Source organism: Larkinella knui (genome assembly GCF_003858645.1).
Lineage (GTDB): Bacteria > Bacteroidota > Bacteroidia > Cytophagales > Spirosomataceae > Larkinella > Larkinella knui.
Window position 1 is genome coordinate 981,843 of record NZ_RQJP01000001.1, and the last position, 20,416, is coordinate 1,002,258.

Consider the following 20,416-nt stretch of genomic DNA (forward strand, 5'->3'; position numbering starts at 1 on the left):
AAAATGAAAATCCTCACTGTGGTATATGATCTTGATAAAGGAGGTACGCAAAGAGCTGCTCAAAATTTTTGTGAAGCCTATAAAGCCCTTGGCCATGATAGCCAGTTAATTGCGGTTTACGCAGGTGGCCCCAGAGAACAAGAATTAAAGGTTTTAGGCATTTCAGTTTATGTAACGATTACACCTGAGTTTATAAAACACTTAAGAGATTGGGATCCTGATATTATCCATCTTCATTCGCACGCTTTGAAAAAGGTTGAAGTTTATAAACTCAAAGAAGTGTGCCCGAGGGCGCGAATGATTGAAACGAATGTCTTCTCCTGTTTGTCCGATTATTCAGAAAATAGCGTAGAGTATAGTTTTCAGCTTTCGGCATGGTGTAACTATTTATACCACAGTAGAGGTGGCTCCACTAATAAAAGTGTTATAATTCCTAATCCTGTCAAAACACAGCCGTTTAAAAAATCTACTTATGAAGATTGCCAGGCATTTCGACAAAAATATAACATTCCTGGCGATGCTTTTGTGTTGGGAAGAATTGGTCAGAAACATTTTGCTAAATGGTCTTATTATTTAGTGGATATCTTTCAGAAATTTAGTGAAGAAGTAAATGCGAATTCGTGTTTACTGTTGGTTAATGCACATGAAAGTTTAATTTCTTATGCAAAAGACAAAGGTTTACTGGATAAAATTATTTTGATAGATGTTATCACGGGAGATCAAGAGTTAGCTCAATGTTATTCAACAATCGATCTATTTCTCCACATAAGTACTCAAGGTGAAAGTTTTGGGTATGCCTTAGCGGAGTCTCTTCTTTGTGAAACACCAGTAATTGCTTATAATACACCTTGGTCTGACAATTCTCAGTCAGAGGTGATTGGGGATAGAGTAGGTGGATACTGCGCAAATTCCAGAAAAGAATTTTTTAAATTTATTAAAACACTATATTTTAATGAGAAACTTAGACATGAACTTGGGAAGCGAGGGAGAGAGAAAATTATTAATGATTATAATTATACGGTTGTGGCGCAGAAAGTAATTGATATAATGACTCGTGAAAATACAAGTAGTAAGACTAGCCCTATTTCTTCTTTAGTTGCAATCAGAAATTTAAGCTTTATAAAAAAGAATATAGTGCGAATTTTGCTTTGGATTAAACTGAAGCATGAAGTCACTCATAGAGGATCGAATTTTGTCCTTAAAAAGCTTTATAATCATAAAATATATTATTAACCTTAATTGTAATCAAGTTTAAATTTCTGCAAGTAGTTCTAATTAAAATGAATAATTATATTTATAGATAATACTTTAAGACATACAGTTTGAACTGCCCGAATGAAGATAAATTTGATGCCAGATATGAAATTAAATCAATCCTTGGGTATACTGATTAGCCTGTCTTTACCCGCAAGATGCCTGCAGTCCCATTATTGACGAAAAATGATTTTTTTACTGCGTAGCTGATTACCTTGGCGGATCAAAACCATGTACACACCAGAGGCACCTTGCAGATAAATTTTCTGCCGGTGGTATCCGGCACCTTCTATACCCTTTTTGTACCAGGAACGACCCATTTGATCAATGATCGATATTTCGCTGGCCATCGGTTGCACCGTGTAATAAGATACCTCAAATTCCCGATCGACCGGATTAGGCGTTATCTTAAAATCGGATGAATCCGATTCGATTTCTCCCACCGCAACAGCCCGCGCATTAGGCGCACAGTTCAGTGTTTTGGGCGACCAGGTCAGTGTAAATGTACTGTTTTGAACTTTGGCACTGATCTGGAATGTTTCCCCGGTTTTTATTGAAGGTGGGGTTGTAAAAGTATATCCGTGATTTCCGTTGCCTTTACCGGCTGTTTTAAGATCGGCGCGATAAAGATCTGCTTTGGTGCTTCCAATTACTTTTCCGTTCGCATAGAATTCAAGCAGGACAGGATCATTGGGTTTATTGCGATCCCACACCCACCCGCGAATCGAACCGCACTCCACTTTATCCAGATAGCCTTCGAAATTACCAGTAACCGTGACAGCAGGGTTGATAATTGGACTAACTTCTATAGTAAGTACAGTTGAAGGCACACTTTTACAGGCATCGCTTTGTTTACATATTGCCGTGTAACTTGTGGTCGATGAAGGGGTTATGATTAATGAGGTGCCAATTTGGCTGGTGCTCCAGACAACTGTACTGGCGCAATTGCTGGCGGTCAAGGTTACACTTTGTCCTGCGGTTATGGCTGAAGAACTGGAGCTGACAGTCGGGGGAGCGGGTGGGGTGCAGACCGTTGGTTGCGGAGATGCGGTATCTGATTTTTTCAGTAAAATAAGAGATGACCAGGGGGCCAGCGTACCGGTTCCCTGATACGTGCGATTTTCAAGATCAACAAAGGTGCCAGTTGGCAAGTTAAAACCTTTGTTCACACCTGATGCATTGTATTCAAAATGAATGACATCATCAGGATTTATGAACGAAAGATCGGCTTCAACCAATTGCAGATTATCGACAAAAAAAGTACCGTCGGCTTGGTCGGTCTGAAAAACTAAAAAAGCGTTACTTTCTGAAGTGGGAACCGAAAAAGCAAACTCATTTTCAGTTCTGGTTGTACTCAGATTGCACGGGTAACGTGGCGTTAAATCATTGTAAGGTGAATCGCGCTTTCTCAAATAAACCTGAAAACTTCGCTGCTTTTGGGTACCCACTAAACTAAATTTAAGTATATATTTCTTCGCAGCACTTACGGCTCCAATTTCCATCGTAATCAAGGCGCTTCGGTCTTTAACCAAAGGATTAATAGTGGTGTAGAACGTAGTCTTCATACAGCCTGCATCCAAACCGCCCTCATTACTCCATTCCAGCTTAACATTACCCGATGGAGACCAACTGTAGGCATTGTTAATATGGTTTGTAAAGGTGCCATTGGGGAATTTATTATTCCCAATCAAGGTGTTGAGCCGATACGAAGGGATTGGTATTGGTGATGTCCTGGAATTGGCATCGAGGCTGAATGCAGTTTTCCAGTCGGATAGAGTATAAATTCCGGAAATACCTGAATTTGTGTTTGCGTTGATTATAAATCCATCATCAAGAGGACGAGAGTAATAATTGTTGTCGAACGTGCCAAATTGTTTAATATCGTTTAAATCGGAAACAATTCGGGAGGCCAGTTGAGTGCTATTTTTAGCAAAAAACTTATTCTCATTGATGGAATTATTTCGGATCTGATAAACCCCGTTTTGCTGCATAAACAACTGCCATTCATTGCTGAACACGGTATTGCCCGACAGATTTATATGGTTGGCGTTGTGAAGAAATATGCCACTTCCGTTGCAATAGGCTACCGTATTGCCCTTTACGTCAACGTATCCTGTATTATCATCCAGGTAAATACCGTGTGTAAACAAATCGGAGGATTTTGGTGTGCCACTGCCAGCTCCAATTCCATTTAGGACGATGTTATTGACTATTTTGGATGCTTTTTCCGGAGAATTGGGATTGCCATTCCAACTGTAAATTCCCCCGCCATCGTCTTTGACCAGATTGAAGTTCGACACAAAGTTATTTTGCAAAATAGTATTGTCACCTTCAAAACGGAGTGCTGAATACCCCGTATTGGTAACCGTGTTTTTTTCTACGAGATTACCCGATCCCCGAATGATTACGGCCTGGTACGTATCGTCGCCATTGAGGCCCATTCCGCCGATAATTCCGGTGTTGGTAATGGTAGTATTGCGCAGAATGGCATTTGTGGTAGCAGTGAGGTAAATGCCCGTATTGCCCGAGTTTAAAATTTCCGCATTTTCAATGACCGGCAGCGTGTTATTCTGCCCTGCGATGCCGTTAATACAGGTCGCTATCGTGCAATTGCTGATCGTAATCGTGGAGGTACCGGAGAGATTAAATCCGTTCAGATCAGCCCCTTCAATCTGCAGGTTCTGGAATTTTATATAATTTTTTCCCAAAACCTGAATCAAGGTAGAAAGAGATGAAACTTTAATGCTTTGGTTATTCGGATTAATACCGCTAGTCAGGTAAATAGAAACCTTTTTTGCGGCTTTGTTAAAATACCACTCGCCTGATTTATCCAGGGTAGACCGGTGGTTTTGAATGAAATAACCGAAGTTGTCTTCGGCCTGGTAACTTGACGTACCTGAGTACGTAAGCGAGGTGCCTGAATGCTGGGTAATGGTGCCTTTATCAAGAATCCAGCGGGTTTTGCGAATAACGACTTCAGCCCCAGACCAATTCGGACTGGCTGGTAACTGGTTATCCGTGATTTGGGTATTCCCGCTGTGTCCTTCGTAGGTTAAGTACCCTTTGTTTGCTGCGTCGGCGTTCGGATAGCGGCCCATGGGTTCGACCTTTCCGTCGATGGTGAGAACATTGATGGCATTCGGCAAACCGCTGTTGGTTGTTTCCCAGATACCATTCCCAACCGACGTCCAGTTGCTCAGACTGACGAACCCGGAAATTACCGGTTTTGCTCCCGAACCATAATCGGCCAGAATGATGGGAAGGTTTGAAGAACCGGATTTGCCCACTATAATCTGGCCATAAAAAGTTTCTCCCCGTTTGAATAAGACGGCATCACCCGGTTGTAAATTGGGAAAAAAAGAATTGAGCTTTGCGATCGTTTTCCAGGGAGTGGCGGAATTTTGCGCCTGCGAACTGGTCCGGGAATCATCCCCGGTGAGGGTGGAGAAATAATACGTTGCTGCCTTTGCTGAAACGAAATAATTTATGAAAATAACAAGAAGAAATAGCCTCATAAAAATAATTGAATGCTCGTTTATCCGTTCAATTTCAAATGGTTATGGCACTATTATAAGACAGCAAACCGAATGCCAAAGTAACCAAATAGAAAACGGTTAAACCCTTAATTTTTCGAGAATTCGTACTTGATTAGGCCTTTACAACGAGCAATAGACACAAAACGCCGTCAGCACGGGATGGATCCATCCCGTGCTGACGGCGGATATTGACTGGATAGTTACCTTGAAACCTGACTTGCCCTCAATACAAAACCCACGTGTCCTTGCCGCCCCCGCCCTGTGAGGAGTTAACCACCAGTGAACCTTTGCGCAGGGCCACGCGGGTCAGTCCGCCGGGAATGACGTTGATGCCATCACCATACAAAATGTAGGGCCGGAAATCGACGTGTCGGCCTTCCGTATGATCTCCTACGATGGTCGGCACGCGGGAAAGCGAAATGGTGGGCTGGGCGATGTAATTCCGGGGATTTTCCTTGATTTTTTTTCTAAACAGCTTATGCTCGGCTTTGGTGGCTTTCGGCCCAATCAACATCCCGTATCCACCGGCTTCGTTGGCTTCCTTCACCACCAGCTGCTCGATGTTTTCCATGACGTATTTACAATCCTCTTCTTCCCGGCAAATGTAGGTTTTTACATTCGGGATAATGGCTTCTTCGCCCAGGTAGTATTTAATAATGCGCGGCACGTACGCATAAATCACCTTGTCGTCCGCTACGCCCGTACCGGGGGCATTGGCCAGAGCAACGCGGCCTTTCTTATATACTTCGAAAATACCCGGTATTCCGATCAGCGACTCCGGATTGAAAACGTGCGGATCGAGAAACGTGTCGTCAATCCGGCGGTAAATGACATCGACAATCTGAAACCCTTTGGTGGTCCGCATTTTAACATAACCGCCCGAAACGACCAGATCGCGGGAATCGACCAGCTCAACCCCCATCTGCTGGGCGAGGTACGAATGCTCGAAATAAGCGGAGTTGTAAATACCGGGGGTCAAAACCACCACCGTGGGATTGGGGCGGTCGGCAATGTGTTGCAGCAATTGAAGCAGCCGCGTCGGATAATCGGAAACCGGCCGAACGCCCGTCCGCGCCAGCACTTCCGGAAACGTCTGTTTCGACAATTCCCGGTTTTCGAGCATGTACGACACGCCCGACGGACAGCGGAGATTGTCTTCCAGCACCATAAATTGCCCGTCTTCGCCCCGAATCAGGTCGGTTCCGGTAATGTGACACCAGATATTTTTGGGCGGTTTGAGACCCATGCAGGCGGGTAAAAAGCACTTGCTCGATTCGATCAGGTCACGCGGGATGATGTTGTCGTTCAGAATCCGCTGGTCGTTATATACGTCGTGGATAAACATGTTGATGGCCTGAATGCGCTGGATCAGTCCGCGTTCGAGCCGGTTCCATTCTTCCGACGGAATGACGCGCGGAATGATGTCGATCGGCATGATGCGTTCGGTTCCTTCGCCCTCCGAATAGACGTTGAAAGTGATGCCCATCGACATCAGCGCCCGCTCAGCCGTTTGCTGCCGACCGATGACATCTTCGCGGCTCAGCTGCTCCACCCGCTGTTTAAACTGTTCATACCCAGAGCGTACCTGACCATCCGGCGTAAACATTTCATCATAAAAGTTATCCGTCTGGTAGTCGGTAAATGAGAAGGAATTTCCCTGCGATTGTGACTGAGTTTGGTTTCCTTGTGACTGTGACTGAAATTGCATAGGTGGGCTAGTGATTTTGGCGAATAAACCCTTAAAATTGCAATAATATACAAAATTATATATGGTTGGCGTTTATAGCAGATAGTTTATTATTTATTTCCCTGCGGAGATTTAGGCCTTGCCGTTAAATAACTGTCTCTTCATTTCCGTAAACAACCCGTATCTTTAAAGGCTCAACAACCCTTGAAAAATCGCATCACGTCTATTACTAGTTGAATGAGAGAGAGATACGGTCGGCTATTCGCAACGTTAGCAATTCTGAGTTTTTCTTTTCCCACCTGGGGGCAATACCTGACGGGAATTGCTAACAGTAATTATGGAGGTACTCAATCCATTTATCGTCATCCATCAGAAGCGGCCGATTCCCGCTACCGGGTTTACCTGAACCTGGCGACAGTCGATTTCTACGCTTCGAATAACTACGTGCGCTGGGTAGCGCCTTTTTCCGTGGTCCGGTATATGACCGGGCAAATACCGTCCGAATACCGCAGTGAACGTGGGAAGAGCCTGGGAAGAACCGGTTATTTGAAAGAACAACTGAACGGACGCGACAAGCGCCTGACACTGGGGGGCGAAATCCGGGGACCGTCGGCCCTGGTAACGCTGAATGACCGGTTTGGCGTGGCCCTATCAACGCGGGTCAGAACGGGAATTTCATACCGGAACACATCGGAAGAAACCGCCCGGTTGATGCTCTACGGAACCCAGATTGTTGAACTGCAACGCATTCTGAACGAAAATCAACACGGTATGGCCAACGTCAATGGCTACGCCGAACTGGCCGCAACCTTCGGGGCTGTGCTGCTCGATAACGATGAGCAGTTCTGGAAAGCAGGCGTTACCATCAAGCGGGAAGTTGGTTTTTATAACGCCCACGTTCGGGTCGACGACGGCACCCACCAGATCGTTCGGGACCCCAACCAGTCCGGATTTCAGGCCCTGCGCATCCGGAAGTTCGACGGCGTTTACGGCTATACGAATCAGACGGCTTTTCAGAATGCTGGTTTGGCGCCGGGCTGGCTTTTTGGCAAACAATCAGCGGGAGGGGGCTGGGGTTTTGACCTCGGAATGACGTATGAATACCGCCCCGCAATCCGCAGCTATACCTACCGGGAAAACGGTGAACTCCGCCGTGACCCGACCAAAAATAAATACCTCTACCGGATATCTGCTTCGCTGGTCGATATTGGCGGCATCCGGTTTAAAAATCCGGAAATGGTTAACTTATACCAGGTTTCGGCCGTGAACAAGCTCATTACCAATACCACTTTTTTGGGTGTAAAGGAGCCCGATGAGATCAATAACCGGATTGTTGATGTGCTCGATCTTCCCTTGATGAACAGAACCACTTCGTATCGTTCCGGTCTGCCAACGGCGCTGAACGTCAGTGCCGATTACCAATTCAGACCCCAGGTCTACGTTGGCGTTTTATGGACGCAGAGTCTCGTGCCGTCCAATGCCGTGGCGATGATTACGCCCTCGATGCTGGCCGTTGTGCCCCGTTGGGAAAGCCGTTGGGCGGAAGTTTCGATGCCAATTGCGTTGCAGGATAATTATTCGATGCCAACCATCGGGCTGGCCATGCGGGTGGGCCCCGTGTTTGCCGGAACCGATCACCTGGGTGGTCTGGCCAATATCGGCAACCCGCGCGGGGCCAATTTCTACGCCGGAGCGACGATTCCGCTGTTCCGCCGGGGACCGAAAAATCCGAATGCCTGTTACTTTCCGCCACAGGAAGGCGGATACTGGAAGCGGTTTGGCCGAAAGCGCTGAGACTTGAAGGCTTTATTTTCGGATGAAGTACCGGTAAAAAAACGACTCCCGTTTCCCAACGTATTGCCGGGCATAATCCGCGTCGGCATCGATGGCTTCATGTGGCCGCATCCGGCTCATATCCGATTCGCCAAAGTTGGTTGCGGCATTGGCCATCGACCGTTCGATGGGTTGCGGGATTGGAATCGAACGCAGTTTATACCCCACCACGCGCAGCGGCACATACAGCCCGAGGAGAATCCAGCCCGCAAAAAGCCACCCGGCAACCGACAGTTTCGGAGCCGCCAACCAGTTGGCCAATCCATTAGCCATGGCCAGATAATAAATGAACTGGGCCGGAATCAGGCTGCGGTTCTGGAAGTCGTTCCAGCGACCCATATAAACCAGGCTGATGAGCTGAATGGTCACCGCGGCCAAGAAGGCCATTTTTTCCCAGTCCTTGTTCCCGTTGGTTGGCCGGTTAGACCACCGGAATACTACGAACCCCACCCAAAGCTGGAAGCCCCAGAAAAGGAGGTATAAAATCCCGTCGGCCGGGGTGACGAAGGCTTCGGTGATCAGCCCGGCGTCCGGAATCGGGTAGTGGGCTTGATAAAAACTTCCCATCAGGCCCGTTATTGCCAGACAACAGGTCAAAAAAACCGGGTGCAACCAGGCCGAAAAGGAAAAGAGGTTTCGCTGGGTGAAGAGCAACCACAGCCCCAGGCCAATGCTCACAAACGGCGACCAAAGCAGGGTGCCCGCCACAACGAAAGCCAGCGCGACGGGTGTCGTTTTTCGACGTTGCCAGTAACAGACCAGGCCGATGGCAATCCAGCCGCCCAACGCATGTTGCGGGACGGCCTGCAACTGCATGACGAGCGGAGACGGGTCCATGCTTTGGGCCCAGTTGTGGTTGCTAAAGACGATCCGGGGTGGTTCATATCGCGTATAACCCGGAATCCGGTTGTTGCTCACCGCTGACAGCCAAGGTATTACATGCCACTGAAAATCAGTATACAATGACCAGAATAACCGGATGGCAACCTCAACGCCCGAGAGCAACGGCAGGCCGATGGCAATCCAGACCCGGTAGCGTACACTCAGTCGAGCGGCCCAGCAGAAAGCTAGCAAAACACCCAGCAGTCCCCAGAAGAACGAAACCCATTCTGCCGATGGAAAAGACAGGTGAGCGAGCTTGGCCAGGGCCGCCGTGGGTAAATAATAGGCGAGATAATAGCAAAGGAACGGGTCATCAAACCGCGGGTTCCGGTAGACAACCGGCCACGGTCGGGTGATGAGGTCGTAAAAAACCAGGTTGTGTTTATCGTAATCGCCATATTGGGGCACAAAGGCACCCATGCCGCTTACCCAGGTCCAGAAGAGTGCTCCCGCCATCAGAATCAGCCATTCCTGGCGGGAAAACGGCAAATGTGACCGGGTGGAAGGATCGGCCTGGCGACCGAATTGCCAGACGCCGATCCCAATCAGCAGGGAAAGCGGAATGGCGATACCGGGAATAATCCAGCCATACAGGAAGAGGCAAACCGGAACATACAGATAACCGAGTGAAGCAAGCGTTAATCGGTCGGTTTTCATGCAATACGCTTGATTAGCAGGCTGGTGTGGTCGGTTGTATGGACAAAACTAAAAAAGGCCGGACGAAATCCTCCCGGCCGGTTCAGAAAAACCGGATTATTTTAGTTCTTACGGATCCTATCAGGGCCCTCAGCTCCGGTTCAGTCGCAAAACGTTCCAGTCCGGTGGCGTTTTGGCCCGCTTTATCAACCGCCCGTTTCAGATTGAAAGGATATAATCCACCTTTGTAGACAGATTCAAAAACAAATACAATGGAACGTATCGCCTTTACAATCAGTCTATTATTACTAATATTTCGCTTGCCAGGAAATGCGCAGCACGACAGGAACACGATCGGGGTTTCGGTTGGAACCTTTTCGCTTCGGATGCTCGATCAACAGGCTTCACCGCTTCGGTACAAAGGAGCTATTCAGCCGGTTTTTGGCCTGCGGTATGGTCATGAATCCGACCGCTCCCGGTTGAACATCCGACTGTCGGGGGGCGCAGGAACCCTGAATCCCGAACGATTTGGCCCCCGCTCGTATTCGACTTCGTTCCCCGACGGAAAGCCTTTTACGTATGAAATCGCGTCGGTTTTTTACTACGTTGGCCTGGAAGCGGATTACCTCCGCCGGGTCAATTCGGTCGAGAATACGAACAGTGCTCTCTGGGTGGGTGGAGCCGTGCAGGAGTCGATCTGGTACGCCGATGAAGTCGCCAATTTTCCCTGGGTTGTCAATACCGCAACGGTATCGCCGGTTATCCAGTATGACTACCACTTTCAGCCCCGGCACAGCCTCACCCTTCGGGTCGATATGGCGGTTTTGGGGTTAATTACCCGCGCTATTTACGCCAATTTTCCGAAGTCGACACAGGATGAAAACGTGAAGGCTTTTTTCAAACAGGGAACTCAGGCGGCTACCGCCAACAGATTGGGCAGTGTTAATTTGCAGGTGGGTTATGGCTTTCGGGTCAGTCCGCGCATCAGTTTCGGCGCCACCTACCGCGCCCGGTACCTGAGTTATCCGTCACCCCGGCCCATTCGGGCCGTTAGCAACACCATTTCGCTGGAAAGCGAGATGCGGTTTTAATGTTCATCCATACCGTAAACACCTTCATTGAACCAGCCCATGAAAACGATTCAATTCCGTCCTTTTTTACAAATTACGTTCGTAGCCGCTGCGGTTTTTTTGTCCTCCTGTTCCCAGAAACTGATTGGTCCCGATGCGCCGAACAACCCCGTCGCCAATTTTGATCACCTCTGGGGCGAATACGATAAAATGTACGGCGCTTTTGAGCCGAAAAAAATCGACTGGCAGGCGGTTTATCAGAAATACCGCCCGCAGGTCAGCGACAACATGACCGACGCTGAACTCCTGAACGTGATGACGCAGATGCTGGATGTTCTGGACGACAATCACGTGTATCTGCGGCCAACGGCGAACACAAAGCTGCCCTGGTATTCGGGGGGAATCCTGGGCCGGACCCGGGTGGAAGACTACAACGGTGAGGTAGTAAAAACGTATTTAAGTGAAACCAAAATGTACGGCAATGACCTGGAATACGGCAAGTTAACGCCAACGGTGGGGTACCTGCTCCTGAAGGGCTTCGAGAATAATAGTTCCTATTACCCGAAAGCAATGGACGAAGTGCTGACGTACCTGAAAGACCTGAAAGGCGTTGTGATTGACCTGCGTGCGAATGGTGGGGGAGAAGACCGCGTATCGCAGTACATCGCCAACCGGTTTGCGACCGAAAAACACTTATCTTTCACCGCACGACTGCGGAATGGCCCCCATCATGCCGATTTTGGACCGGAATTGCGGTTTTATACCGAGCCGGAAGGAAGTTTTCAATACACAAAACCGGTGGTTGTGCTCACGAATCGGTCGTCGTACAGTTCGGCGGAAACGTTCATGCTGGCCATGCTCCAGAACAAAACCGTTACGCAGGTTGGCGACGTGACGGGTGGGGCTTTCTCAGACGCCGTCGAGCGGGATTTGCCCAATGGCTGGAGCTTCCGCGTGCCGATTGCCGACGTGCGCGACGCCAACGGAAAGAACCTGGAAGGCATTGGCATTACGCCCAAAATTGTGGTCAGAAACAAGCCGGAAGACCTGAAAGCCGGTCACGATTACGCGCTGGAAACAGCAATCGGGTTATTGAACTAAATGGAAAAACTGAACGACAAGTGGTTTCGGCTCATCGGCATTCCACTCATCGCTTTGCTGGGCGACTGGATTTTTTACGACGAAATCAACCGGCAGCACGGCCAGTCATTCTGGTTGGATGTGGGCGTGGGCGTCATCGAGTCTTCGCTGCTCTGGACCATTGCCCGGTTCGGAATCATTCATTCCCGGCGACGGTTTCCGGCCTTGAATCAAACCCGGCAACGGATTGGTTTTCAGATCGTCTGGTTCTTTGTAACGACGGCTTTGTTTCGGTTTTTAACTAGTTTTCTTTACGATATGACGCAGTTTTGGGGCTATCACTACCCGCCCATGCGTTACGTTTATAATATAGCCGCCGGTATTTTTTGCGTCATTCCAATCGCGGCCATTTACGAAGGCATTTACCTGTATCGCCAGTGGAAAGTAACCTATTACGAAGCGGAGGAATTGAAGAAGATCAATTTGCAGACCCAGTTGGAATCGCTGAAAGAGCAGGTCAAACCGCATTTTCTGTTCAACAGCCTGAACACCTTGCAGGGGCTGGTGCTGGAAGACGAGAAGCAGAAGGCGGTTTCGTTTATTGGTAATCTATCCCACGTCTACCGGTATTTGCTCCAGAGCAATGAACAACCGTTGATTTCCCTCGAACGCGAACTGGATTTCGTCCGGTCCTACATCGATTTGCTCAAAACCCGGTTTGAGAACGGGCTGAATCTGCTGATTGAAATTGATCCCGTGTTGCTCGACTATCAACTGCCCCCGTTGACGTTGCAGATGCTGGTCGAAAATGCCGTCAAGCACAACGTCGTTTCGTCGACGCGGCCCCTAACGATCCGAATTTATACCGATATGGCCTATAACCTGATCATCCTGAATAATTTACAGCAAAAAAAGACCGCCGTTCCGTCCAATAAAACCGGCTTGGTCAATATCTCCGCCAAATACCGGTTGATGAACCAGCCGGATATTGTGATTCAACAGACTCAGTTCCATTTCCAGGTGATCGTCTCTTTATTGAAATCGGAAACGGTATGAAAATTTTACTCATTGAAGATGAAACCGTTGCCGCCCGCCAGTTGAAAACCATGGTACTCCAGGCGGAAAGCGACGCCGAAGTCGTCGGTATTCTGGATAGCGTTGAGGGGTCGGTCAACTGGCTGCGGACGAATCCGGTGCCAGACCTGATCCTGATGGATATTGAACTGGTTGACGGACAGAGTTTTGAGATTTTCAGTCAGGTAGAGGTGCAAAGCCCGGTTATTTTCACGACGGCATACGACGAATTTGCCCTCAAGGCCTTTCGGGTCAACAGCATCGATTACTTGCTGAAACCGATCGAGGATGCGGCTCTCCGGCGGGCTTTACAGAAGTTTCAACACTTTTCTGCGGCCTTTGCGCAGCCCAATCCCGTGGTGCAGATTGAGAAGTTGATTGACGAATTGGCACGACGGGCTCCCCAAACCGGAAGCTATCGGGAGCGGTTTCTGGTACGGCAGGGCCAGCGCCTGATTCCGGTAGATGCCAGTGAAGTGGCCTATTTTTTCAGCCAGAATAAAATCTCGTTTATCAAAACCTACGACAACCGGCTGCTACACCTCGATTATACGCTCGATGAATTGGAGCAAAGTCTGAATCCCCGGCAATTTTACCGCGCCAACCGGCAGTTTATCGTTGGGCACAAAGCCGTTGAGAAGCTGCATTTCTACTTTAATAACAAATTAAAGGTCATCCTGCGGCCAGCGAGTGAAGAGGACGTGATCGTCAGCCGGGAAAAGGCGATGGCGTTTCGGCGGTGGCTGGGCGAATGATGACGTTCATCTCAACGGATTTTCAGGTAAATTCCGGAGTTTGCGTTCCGCTGGAGTGCCAGGTTTTTCGTATAAGTACCCTTGGACTTTAATCCGTGTTTTAGTCTTTGGTCTAAGAATAGCCAGCAAAACAAAACACGGACTAAAGTCCGGGGGATTATAAAATAAACTGGCTCAAATCCCGGTTTTTCACCAGTTCGCTCAGTTTTTCAGAAACCATGTCTTTGGTAATGAATACTTTGGAATCCGGCCCGATCACATCCGGAATGTCGAACATGAAATCGTTCAGCAAATGGCTCATGACGGTTTGCAGCCGGCGCGCTCCAATGTTTTCCACTTCCGAATTGACCTGAAAGGCAATGCGGGCAATTTCGCGCAACGATTCTTCTTCAAACGTCAGTTCGACCTGCTCCGACTGCATCATGGCCACATATTGCTTCGTCAGGGCGTTTTTGGGCGCTTTCAGAATCTGGAAAAAATCATCTTCCGACAGACTTTGCAATTCGACCCGAATCGGGAAGCGGCCCTGCAATTCCGGGATCAAATCCGACGGCTTGGAAACGTGAAAAGCACCCGCTGCCACGAACAAAATGTGGTCGGTGTTGATGCTGCCGTATTTGGTATTGACCGTGGTTCCTTCAACGATCGGCAACATATCGCGCTGCACGCCTTCGCGGCTCACGTCGGGCCCGCCCGAACCGCTGCCGCGGCTGGAGGCAATCTTGTCAATTTCGTCGATAAAAATAATCCCGGTATTTTCGGCTTTGCGGATGGCTTCGTCCTTCACCTCGTCCATATCGATGAGCTTGGCGGCTTCTTCTTCCAGCAAAATCTTCTTGGCTTCGGCAATCGTCACCTTGCGCTTTTTCCCGCGCCGGGGCATCATACCGCCAATCATTTCCTGAATGTTCATCATCGACAGTTCATCCACCGTTCCACCGATCATGCCGATGTTGGGAGCGGCATTCTGCTGAACGTCGATCTCGATTTTCCGATCATCCATTTCGCCCTTGCGGATTTTTTCGCGGAACCGTTCGCGGGTTCGTTCGTTCAGTTCGGCATCCGAGTCCGGAATGTCGTTCTTATCGGTCGGCTCGTCCAGCATAAAACCGGACGGTTGTTTGATCGGGGGAATCAGAATGTCGAGAATCATGTCTTCGACAATTTGCAAGGCGCGGGTTTTGACCTGCTCTTTCTTGGCCGCTTTGACCATACTGACCGACTGCTCGACCAGATCGCGGACCATGCTTTCGACATCGCGACCTACGTAACCGACTTCGGTAAATTTTGAGGCTTCCACTTTGGTAAAGGGCGCGTCGGCGATTTTGGCCAGCCGCCGGGCAATCTCGGTTTTACCAACGCCCGTTGCCCCAATCATCAGAATATTATTGGGTGTAATTTCCTGCTGCATGTCGGGCGTACTGTTCATACGTCGCCAGCGGTTGCGGAGGGCGATCGAAACGTATCGCTTCGCGTCGTGCTGGCCGATTATGTATTGATCCAGTTCCGCAACTATTTGCCGGGGGGTTAAATCTTTCAGTTCTTGTGTCGTCATAAATAAGTATTGAAAAATGACGGGCCGCCCGCGCGGCAGTAAACCATGAATAAACCATAGGCGAATAGTGGCAAACCCCTTGTTCCGTATTCATCGTTTCCTGGTCATTGTTCACAAAGAAACGTAGGAAACTGCAATTTGTGCCGGGATTTAGTCATTTTTTTGGTAAGATTCGATTTAAGTTTACCTTAACTGACAAATGGCTACTTCCACCCACAACCGGGGCGGCCAAAGCCCGCGCGTAGGTCAACTGAAACCCTTTTGCCTGAACGGCAACGCCGAATGACAAACCGGCGGCTCCCGAACCCGTCGCCAGCCTGCCTTCCTGTCGGTGCAGGTGGTTGTAGCCAGCCAGCAGATTGACGTTCCGGTGAATCAGAAACTCCAGCCCGATGGCCAGATGCCGCAGAATTTTCTCGGGAACCGCAATTTTCTTCGAAATCGGGTTGCCGTTCAGGTCATACGTGACGTTCAGCGCGGGGTCGTTGTAAACAATATCGAACTGGTACAGATGATGGGCGGTCAGGGTGGCACGAATGGGCAGATGCTCCGGTTTGACGGTTACACCCGCCTGTAAATCAAAAGGCAGGTCCGGCGAACCGCCAGCCTGGCCGGGAAAATACGTTTTTAGCCGAAAACCGGCATTTTTGGCCACCAGCCCAAAGGTGAGTTCTTTTTTCGGGTGTCGCCACGTGCCGCCGACGTCGAACAAAACCGCCAACGCCGAATAGGTATCGATCGACGAACCGACGGCCTTGAGCGTTGCACCGAGCGTAAAATTGCCTTCAGTTCGGGAATGAGATACGCTTAACGCGTAGTCATTGGACGTAAAGGTGCCGGTTTGATTGCCCAATAAATCCGTCTGGTCAAACGTGCCGTAAGTCAGGTATTGCAGGCCCACAGCCCACTGCCCCCGGCTTTTGACGGGCAAACCGTATTGAAGCGTATAAAAACGGGTGTCGGCAAAATACGGTACGAACGTCAGCGACAGATGGTTACGGCCGGACGAATCGAGCAAAGCCGGATTTTGCAGCGTAAATTGACCTTCCGGCTGCGTATTCGATACCGCCAGACCACCCAGAGCCGCCACGCGGGCGTGGGTCGGAATCGTTAAAAACGTAAAACGATCCTGACCACCGGGCGGCTGGGCACCCGACAGGAAGGGGAGGAGAAAGAATACAATCAGAAAATGAGATTTCAAGGACTTCCAGTTTAGGGTTTATCGTTTAAAGTGACCGTAAACGACTGCGTGAGCCAACCAGAGACTCTAAACTATAAACCTTAAACTATAAAACATAACCCAATTTTATCCCCAACGTGCCACTGGGCCGTAAACCGCCCTGTTGGTTGGTCCAGAAACCGATGCCGGAGGGGCGCACCACATCTTCGTTGGTCGAATTAGTGAAGCGATACGGCGTGACACTGCGGAAACCCAATCCCATGTAAAAATCCAGCAGCAGGCGATTTTCGCCCGGCATGGTCAGTACGAATTGCCGACCGACTTTGCAATGAACACCCCAAACCGTTCGGAACATGGGAAACGTGCCGCGTTCAAAAAAAGCACAGGTTCCGTCGACGCACTCCCGGCCCACGGACGTGTTTTGCAAAACCGTCACCTGTTTGAAAAATGTTTCGACGGCAAAATACCGGCCAATGGGTGCGGTCGCAAAGTGCGGTCGGCGGTAGCTCCGGTAGCGTCCGGAATACCGTCGCCACTCGGCCCGGCCGCGCCAGACTTCAAAACCCTCGTATTCTTCACGCCGGTTCGGATACAGGTTGATCGCCCGCCAGCCGTAGCCAAACTCCGCCTGAATGGAATGCCGGCCACCGGAATGCCGGCCACCGGAGCGCCGGCTGCCCAAAAGTCGTTCGACGCCAAACTCAACGGTATTATCCACGTCAAACAGCGCCAGCGGAGCAAATTTAACGACCCAGCGCGGGGAGTGGTTCATCACCGGTGTCAGCGTGTCGGCCAGCAATGATTGAGCCAGACCATTCAGCGGAAGGAACAAAACCAGCGCCAGCCCTTTTAAAAAACGGTGTTTCATCAATTTTCGACCGGTAATTTGCTGAGTAGCGTCAGTTGCTGGGAAGCGTCGTAGCGGTATTGGAAAATACCGTCTTTTCCGGTGACGATCAGAACCGAGCGGTTTGGAATGACATCGAAGGAGCGAATATCATCGAACGATTTGATGAGTTTCAGTTTAACCGGATCGGTGGCGTCGAAAACTTTCAGTCCGGCGTCTCCTTCGGAAACGAAGAGCAGATTTCCGTCGATTCCCAACCCGTGCGGATTGGTCATGGAAATCGAATTGACCTGCACCGGATTGGCCAGATTCGAGATGTCGACCACCTCCAGCCGGTTCGGGCCGGTGTTGCACGACGTGCCGCTGCGGAGGGTCACGTAAGCATAATTGCCCTGCGCCACAACCGGGTCACAACTGTAGATATGCCGGTAGAGCGCGGTTTGCTGCGGTTTGGCCGGATTCTCCAGGTTCATGATGTACATCCCGGTTTGCGTTCCGATGAACAGGTGATTTTTGTACGGAAAGATGGTTTCGACGCCAAAACCGAGCGATACTTTACTGAGGCTGTTCGGGTCTGCACTTTGATGCACATCGTAGACCTGCAGACTGTTTTGATTGACAACGTACAGATAATCACCCGCGACGGTGAACCGGGCCATCGAACCGCCCGTTCCACTTCCGCCGTTGGGGTTGACGGCTGCACTGTCTTTACTGCCCGTTTCAGAACAACCCGTCAGCGCGGTCAGGCCGATCAGGAGGACAAGGAGATAGTTTTTCATGGTGCGGCCGGTTAACGGTAACATTTCGGATTGGTCAGGGTAGCGGTTTCCCAGCGAACAACGACGCCTTTGTCAGGATTGGCACATTCGAACTGCACTCCGCGTTGCTGCGGATAGGACGGATACGGATAGGCATCCTTAATTCGCTTCAAAACCGTTACCTTCCGGGAATCCGTGATGTTGAGGGCAACCAGATCGACGCCATTATCGACGTAAAGCACATTCTCTTTAATGGCCATATCGACGTTGGCGGGAACCGACACGAAGGAAATCTTTTGCGGGTGGGCCGGGTCGCTGTTGTCGACAATATGAACACCTTTTCCCGGTTCGTTGATGAATAAATACCTGCCTTTAATGTATATTTTGCCGGGATTCTTCAGCGGTTGCGGACCCAGCGTCTGAATTGTGCGGACTTCCTCATAACTCGCATAAACCGGCCGCAGGGCCTGAACGGTTCGGTCAGGCTCATTTTCACGGTTTATTTCACAACCGAACATGGTCAGGAGCAGCCATGGGACCGTAAATCGCTGGAAAATAGGAACGGAAAGCTGTTTCATAAAAGGAGCAGATGGATGCCTTTAGGATACAAATTGAGGGAAAAACGTTGGATTCGTTAATAAAAATTATTTTTGTTGCCATACTTTCAATTCAACCCGTGCATGGACGCTGAAATTAAGTCAACCAAAACCGAAATTCTTGATCATAAAAATGCCGAAGCCGAGTTGGGTGGAGGCCAAAAGCGCATCGACGCCCAACATAAAAAAGGGAAGTTAACGGCCCGCGAGCGCATTGCGCTGTTGGTCGATGAAGGCTCTTTCGAGGAAATCGGCAAATTCGTCATGCACCGCACCCGCGATTTTGGTCTGGACAAAGAGCATTACCTTGGCGACGGTGTTGTAACGGGCTACGGCACCATCAACGGGCGATTGACGTACGTTTTTGCGCAGGATTTTACGGTTTTCGGGGGCGCTCTGTCCGAAACCCACGCCGAAAAGATCTGTAAAATTATGGATCTGGCCATGAAAAACGGCGCTCCGGTGGTCGGGCTGAACGATTCGGGTGGTGCCCGGATTCAGGAAGGCGTGTTGTCGCTGGCGGGGTATGCCGATATTTTCTATCGCAATACGCTGGCCTCGGGCGTCATTCCGCAGATTTCGGCGGTGATGGGGCCGTGCGCGGGTGGCGCGGTGTATTCACCCGCCATTACGGATTTCATTCTGATGGTCGAAAATACGTCCTACATGTTCGTTACAGGACCCAATGTGGTGAAAACCGTGACGCACGAGAATGTGACGGCCGAGGAACTGGGGGGCGCCAGCACGCACAGCACCAAATCCGGCGTTACCCATTTTGCCTGCGCCAACGAACTGGAATGCATTCAATACATCAAACAATTGTTGAGTTATGTTCCGCAAAACTGTGAGGACGACCCGATACGACTGCCGTATGAACCGGCGGACGAAAACCGCCCGAAGCTGAACGCCATCATTCCTGAGAATCCCAATCAGCCGTACGACATGCGCGAGGTGATCGAGGAAATTGTCGATGCGGGCAGTTTTTTTGAAGTTCACAAGGCGTTTGCCGAAAACATTGTGGTCGGTTTTGCCCGACTGGCGGGACGCAGCATCGGCGTTGTGGGCAACCAGCCGGCGATTCTGGCGGGGGTTCTGGACATCGACGCCAGCACCAAAGCCGCCCGTTTTGTTCGGTTTTGTGACAGTTTCAACATTCCGTTGCTGGTGCTGGAAGACGTCCCCGGTTTTTTGCCCGGAACCGACCAGGAGTGGAACGCCATCATTACCAACGGCGCGAAGTTGCTCTACGCCTTCTGCGAAGCAACCGTGCCGCGTGTGACCGTCATCACGCGGAAGGCCTACGGCGGGGCTTATGACGTGATGAATTCCAAGCACATCGGAGCCGACATGAACTACGCCTGGCCCACCGCCGAAATTGCCGTGATGGGGGCCAGCGGAGCTGCCGAAATCATCTTCAAACGCGAAATTGCCGAAGCCGCCGACCCACAGGCCCGGTTGCAGGAAAAGGTGCTGGATTATACCAACAAGTTCGCCAATCCGTACCGGGCTGCCCACCGGGGCTATATCGATGAAGTCATTTACCCCGAACAAACCCGCCAGAAACTGATCCGGGCGTTTCAGATGCTGGAAAACAAAGTGGCGACCCTGCCGAAAAAGAAACACGGGAATATTCCGTTGTAAGTAGTTAAAATGAGTTTAGGGTTTACCGTTTA

Annotated in this window: 15 protein-coding genes; 7 read left to right on the forward strand and 8 right to left on the reverse strand. The window is 49.9% G+C overall.

Annotated elements, in window-relative coordinates; all coding sequences use genetic code 11:
• Positions 1-3: 3 nt before the first annotated feature.
• Positions 4-1,233 (forward strand): glycosyltransferase, encoded by a 1,230-nt coding sequence (locus EHT87_RS03975; RefSeq protein WP_124904076.1) that lies wholly within the window; start codon positions 4-6, stop codon positions 1,231-1,233.
• Positions 1,234-1,427: 194 nt separating this feature from the next.
• Here the strand turns inward: EHT87_RS03975 and EHT87_RS03980 are convergent, their stop codons facing one another.
• Positions 1,428-4,769, reverse strand: coding sequence for a right-handed parallel beta-helix repeat-containing protein (locus EHT87_RS03980; RefSeq protein ID WP_124904078.1), 3,342 nt, complete (start codon positions 4,767-4,769; stop codon positions 1,428-1,430).
• A gap of 244 nt (positions 4,770-5,013) precedes the next feature.
• Positions 5,014-6,498, reverse strand: coding sequence for a circularly permuted type 2 ATP-grasp protein (locus EHT87_RS03985; protein ID WP_124904080.1), 1,485 nt, complete (start codon positions 6,496-6,498; stop codon positions 5,014-5,016).
• A 216-nt stretch (positions 6,499-6,714) separates the two neighbouring features.
• On the opposite strand from EHT87_RS03985, the gene EHT87_RS03990 reads away from it, so the two are divergent.
• On the forward strand, positions 6,715-8,271 hold the full coding sequence (locus tag EHT87_RS03990) for a DUF5723 family protein (RefSeq protein ID WP_124904082.1): 1,557 nt from the start codon (positions 6,715-6,717) through the stop codon (positions 8,269-8,271).
• Positions 8,272-8,283: 12 nt separating this feature from the next.
• Here the strand turns inward: EHT87_RS03990 and EHT87_RS03995 are convergent, their stop codons facing one another.
• Positions 8,284-9,849: a hypothetical protein gene (locus EHT87_RS03995; RefSeq protein WP_124904084.1), complete on the reverse strand. Its 1,566-nt coding sequence runs from the start codon at positions 9,847-9,849 to the stop codon at positions 8,284-8,286.
• Between the two features lie 251 nt (positions 9,850-10,100).
• Between EHT87_RS03995 and EHT87_RS04000 the strand changes: the two genes are divergently transcribed.
• From EHT87_RS04000 to EHT87_RS04015, 4 genes are read left to right on the forward strand one after another with little or no spacing between them, the layout of a single operon-like run.
• Positions 10,101-10,919, forward strand: coding sequence for a hypothetical protein (locus tag EHT87_RS04000; protein ID WP_124904086.1), 819 nt, complete (start codon positions 10,101-10,103; stop codon positions 10,917-10,919).
• 39 nt (positions 10,920-10,958) lie between these two features.
• Entirely contained in the window at positions 10,959-11,999 is a 1,041-nt protein-coding gene (locus tag EHT87_RS04005) for a S41 family peptidase (protein ID WP_124904088.1), read from the forward strand.
• Complete coding sequence (locus tag EHT87_RS04010; protein WP_124904090.1) at positions 12,000-13,034, forward strand: sensor histidine kinase; 1,035 nt, start codon at positions 12,000-12,002, stop codon at positions 13,032-13,034. It begins immediately after the preceding gene.
• Positions 13,031-13,807 carry a LytR/AlgR family response regulator transcription factor gene (locus EHT87_RS04015; protein ID WP_124904092.1) on the forward strand — a complete coding sequence of 259 codons (777 nt, stop codon included), beginning with the start codon at positions 13,031-13,033 and terminating at the stop codon, positions 13,805-13,807. The genes EHT87_RS04010 and EHT87_RS04015 overlap by 4 nt, the downstream gene beginning before the upstream one ends.
• Positions 13,808-13,964: 157 nt before the next feature.
• Here the strand turns inward: EHT87_RS04015 and hslU are convergent, their stop codons facing one another.
• From hslU to EHT87_RS04040, 5 genes are all read right to left on the reverse strand, one after another.
• Positions 13,965-15,362 (reverse strand): ATP-dependent protease ATPase subunit HslU, encoded by a 1,398-nt coding sequence (gene hslU / locus EHT87_RS04020; RefSeq protein WP_124904094.1) that lies wholly within the window; start codon positions 15,360-15,362, stop codon positions 13,965-13,967.
• Positions 15,363-15,516: 154 nt separating this feature from the next.
• Positions 15,517-16,563: a type IX secretion system protein PorQ gene (gene porQ, locus EHT87_RS04025; RefSeq protein WP_124904096.1), complete on the reverse strand. Its 1,047-nt coding sequence runs from the start codon at positions 16,561-16,563 to the stop codon at positions 15,517-15,519.
• A gap of 85 nt (positions 16,564-16,648) precedes the next feature.
• Positions 16,649-17,410, reverse strand: a complete 762-nt coding sequence (locus tag EHT87_RS04030; RefSeq protein WP_124904098.1) for a hypothetical protein — start codon at positions 17,408-17,410, stop codon at positions 16,649-16,651.
• Complete coding sequence (locus tag EHT87_RS04035; RefSeq protein WP_124904100.1) at positions 17,410-18,168, reverse strand: LVIVD repeat-containing protein; 759 nt, start codon at positions 18,166-18,168, stop codon at positions 17,410-17,412. The genes EHT87_RS04030 and EHT87_RS04035 overlap by 1 nt, the downstream gene beginning before the upstream one ends.
• Positions 18,169-18,179: 11 nt before the next feature.
• The gene (locus tag EHT87_RS04040) at positions 18,180-18,725 is read right to left on the reverse strand and encodes an LVIVD repeat-containing protein (RefSeq protein WP_124904102.1); all 546 of its coding nucleotides are present in this window, start codon (positions 18,723-18,725) and stop codon (positions 18,180-18,182) included.
• Between the two features lie 102 nt (positions 18,726-18,827).
• Between EHT87_RS04040 and EHT87_RS04045 the strand changes: the two genes are divergently transcribed.
• A complete protein-coding gene (locus EHT87_RS04045; RefSeq protein WP_124904104.1) occupies positions 18,828-20,384 on the forward strand; it encodes an acyl-CoA carboxylase subunit beta in 1,557 nt (518 codons plus the stop codon).
• The last annotated feature ends 32 nt before the right edge of the window (positions 20,385-20,416 follow it).

What these genes read in the sequence shown, in the direction of transcription:
- EHT87_RS03975 (WP_124904076.1), top strand. Translation starts at nt 4, where the DNA reads ATGAAAATCCTCACTGTGGTATATGATCTTGATAAAGGAGGTACGCAA.
- EHT87_RS03980 (WP_124904078.1), bottom strand. Translation starts at nt 4,769, where the DNA reads ATGAGGCTATTTCTTCTTGTTATTTTCATAAATTATTTCGTTTCAGCA.
- EHT87_RS03985 (WP_124904080.1), bottom strand. Translation starts at nt 6,498, where the DNA reads ATGCAATTTCAGTCACAGTCACAAGGAAACCAAACTCAGTCACAATCG.
- EHT87_RS03990 (WP_124904082.1), top strand. Translation starts at nt 6,715, where the DNA reads ATGAGAGAGAGATACGGTCGGCTATTCGCAACGTTAGCAATTCTGAGT.
- EHT87_RS03995 (WP_124904084.1), bottom strand. Translation starts at nt 9,849, where the DNA reads ATGAAAACCGACCGATTAACGCTTGCTTCACTCGGTTATCTGTATGTT.
- EHT87_RS04000 (WP_124904086.1), top strand. Translation starts at nt 10,101, where the DNA reads ATGGAACGTATCGCCTTTACAATCAGTCTATTATTACTAATATTTCGC.
- EHT87_RS04005 (WP_124904088.1), top strand. Translation starts at nt 10,959, where the DNA reads ATGAAAACGATTCAATTCCGTCCTTTTTTACAAATTACGTTCGTAGCC.
- EHT87_RS04010 (WP_124904090.1), top strand. Translation starts at nt 12,000, where the DNA reads ATGGAAAAACTGAACGACAAGTGGTTTCGGCTCATCGGCATTCCACTC.
- EHT87_RS04015 (WP_124904092.1), top strand. Translation starts at nt 13,031, where the DNA reads ATGAAAATTTTACTCATTGAAGATGAAACCGTTGCCGCCCGCCAGTTG.
- hslU (WP_124904094.1), bottom strand. Translation starts at nt 15,362, where the DNA reads ATGACGACACAAGAACTGAAAGATTTAACCCCCCGGCAAATAGTTGCG.
- EHT87_RS04030 (WP_124904098.1), bottom strand. Translation starts at nt 17,410, where the DNA reads ATGAAACACCGTTTTTTAAAAGGGCTGGCGCTGGTTTTGTTCCTTCCG.
- EHT87_RS04035 (WP_124904100.1), bottom strand. Translation starts at nt 18,168, where the DNA reads ATGAAAAACTATCTCCTTGTCCTCCTGATCGGCCTGACCGCGCTGACG.
- EHT87_RS04040 (WP_124904102.1), bottom strand. Translation starts at nt 18,725, where the DNA reads ATGAAACAGCTTTCCGTTCCTATTTTCCAGCGATTTACGGTCCCATGG.
- EHT87_RS04045 (WP_124904104.1), top strand. Translation starts at nt 18,828, where the DNA reads ATGGACGCTGAAATTAAGTCAACCAAAACCGAAATTCTTGATCATAAA.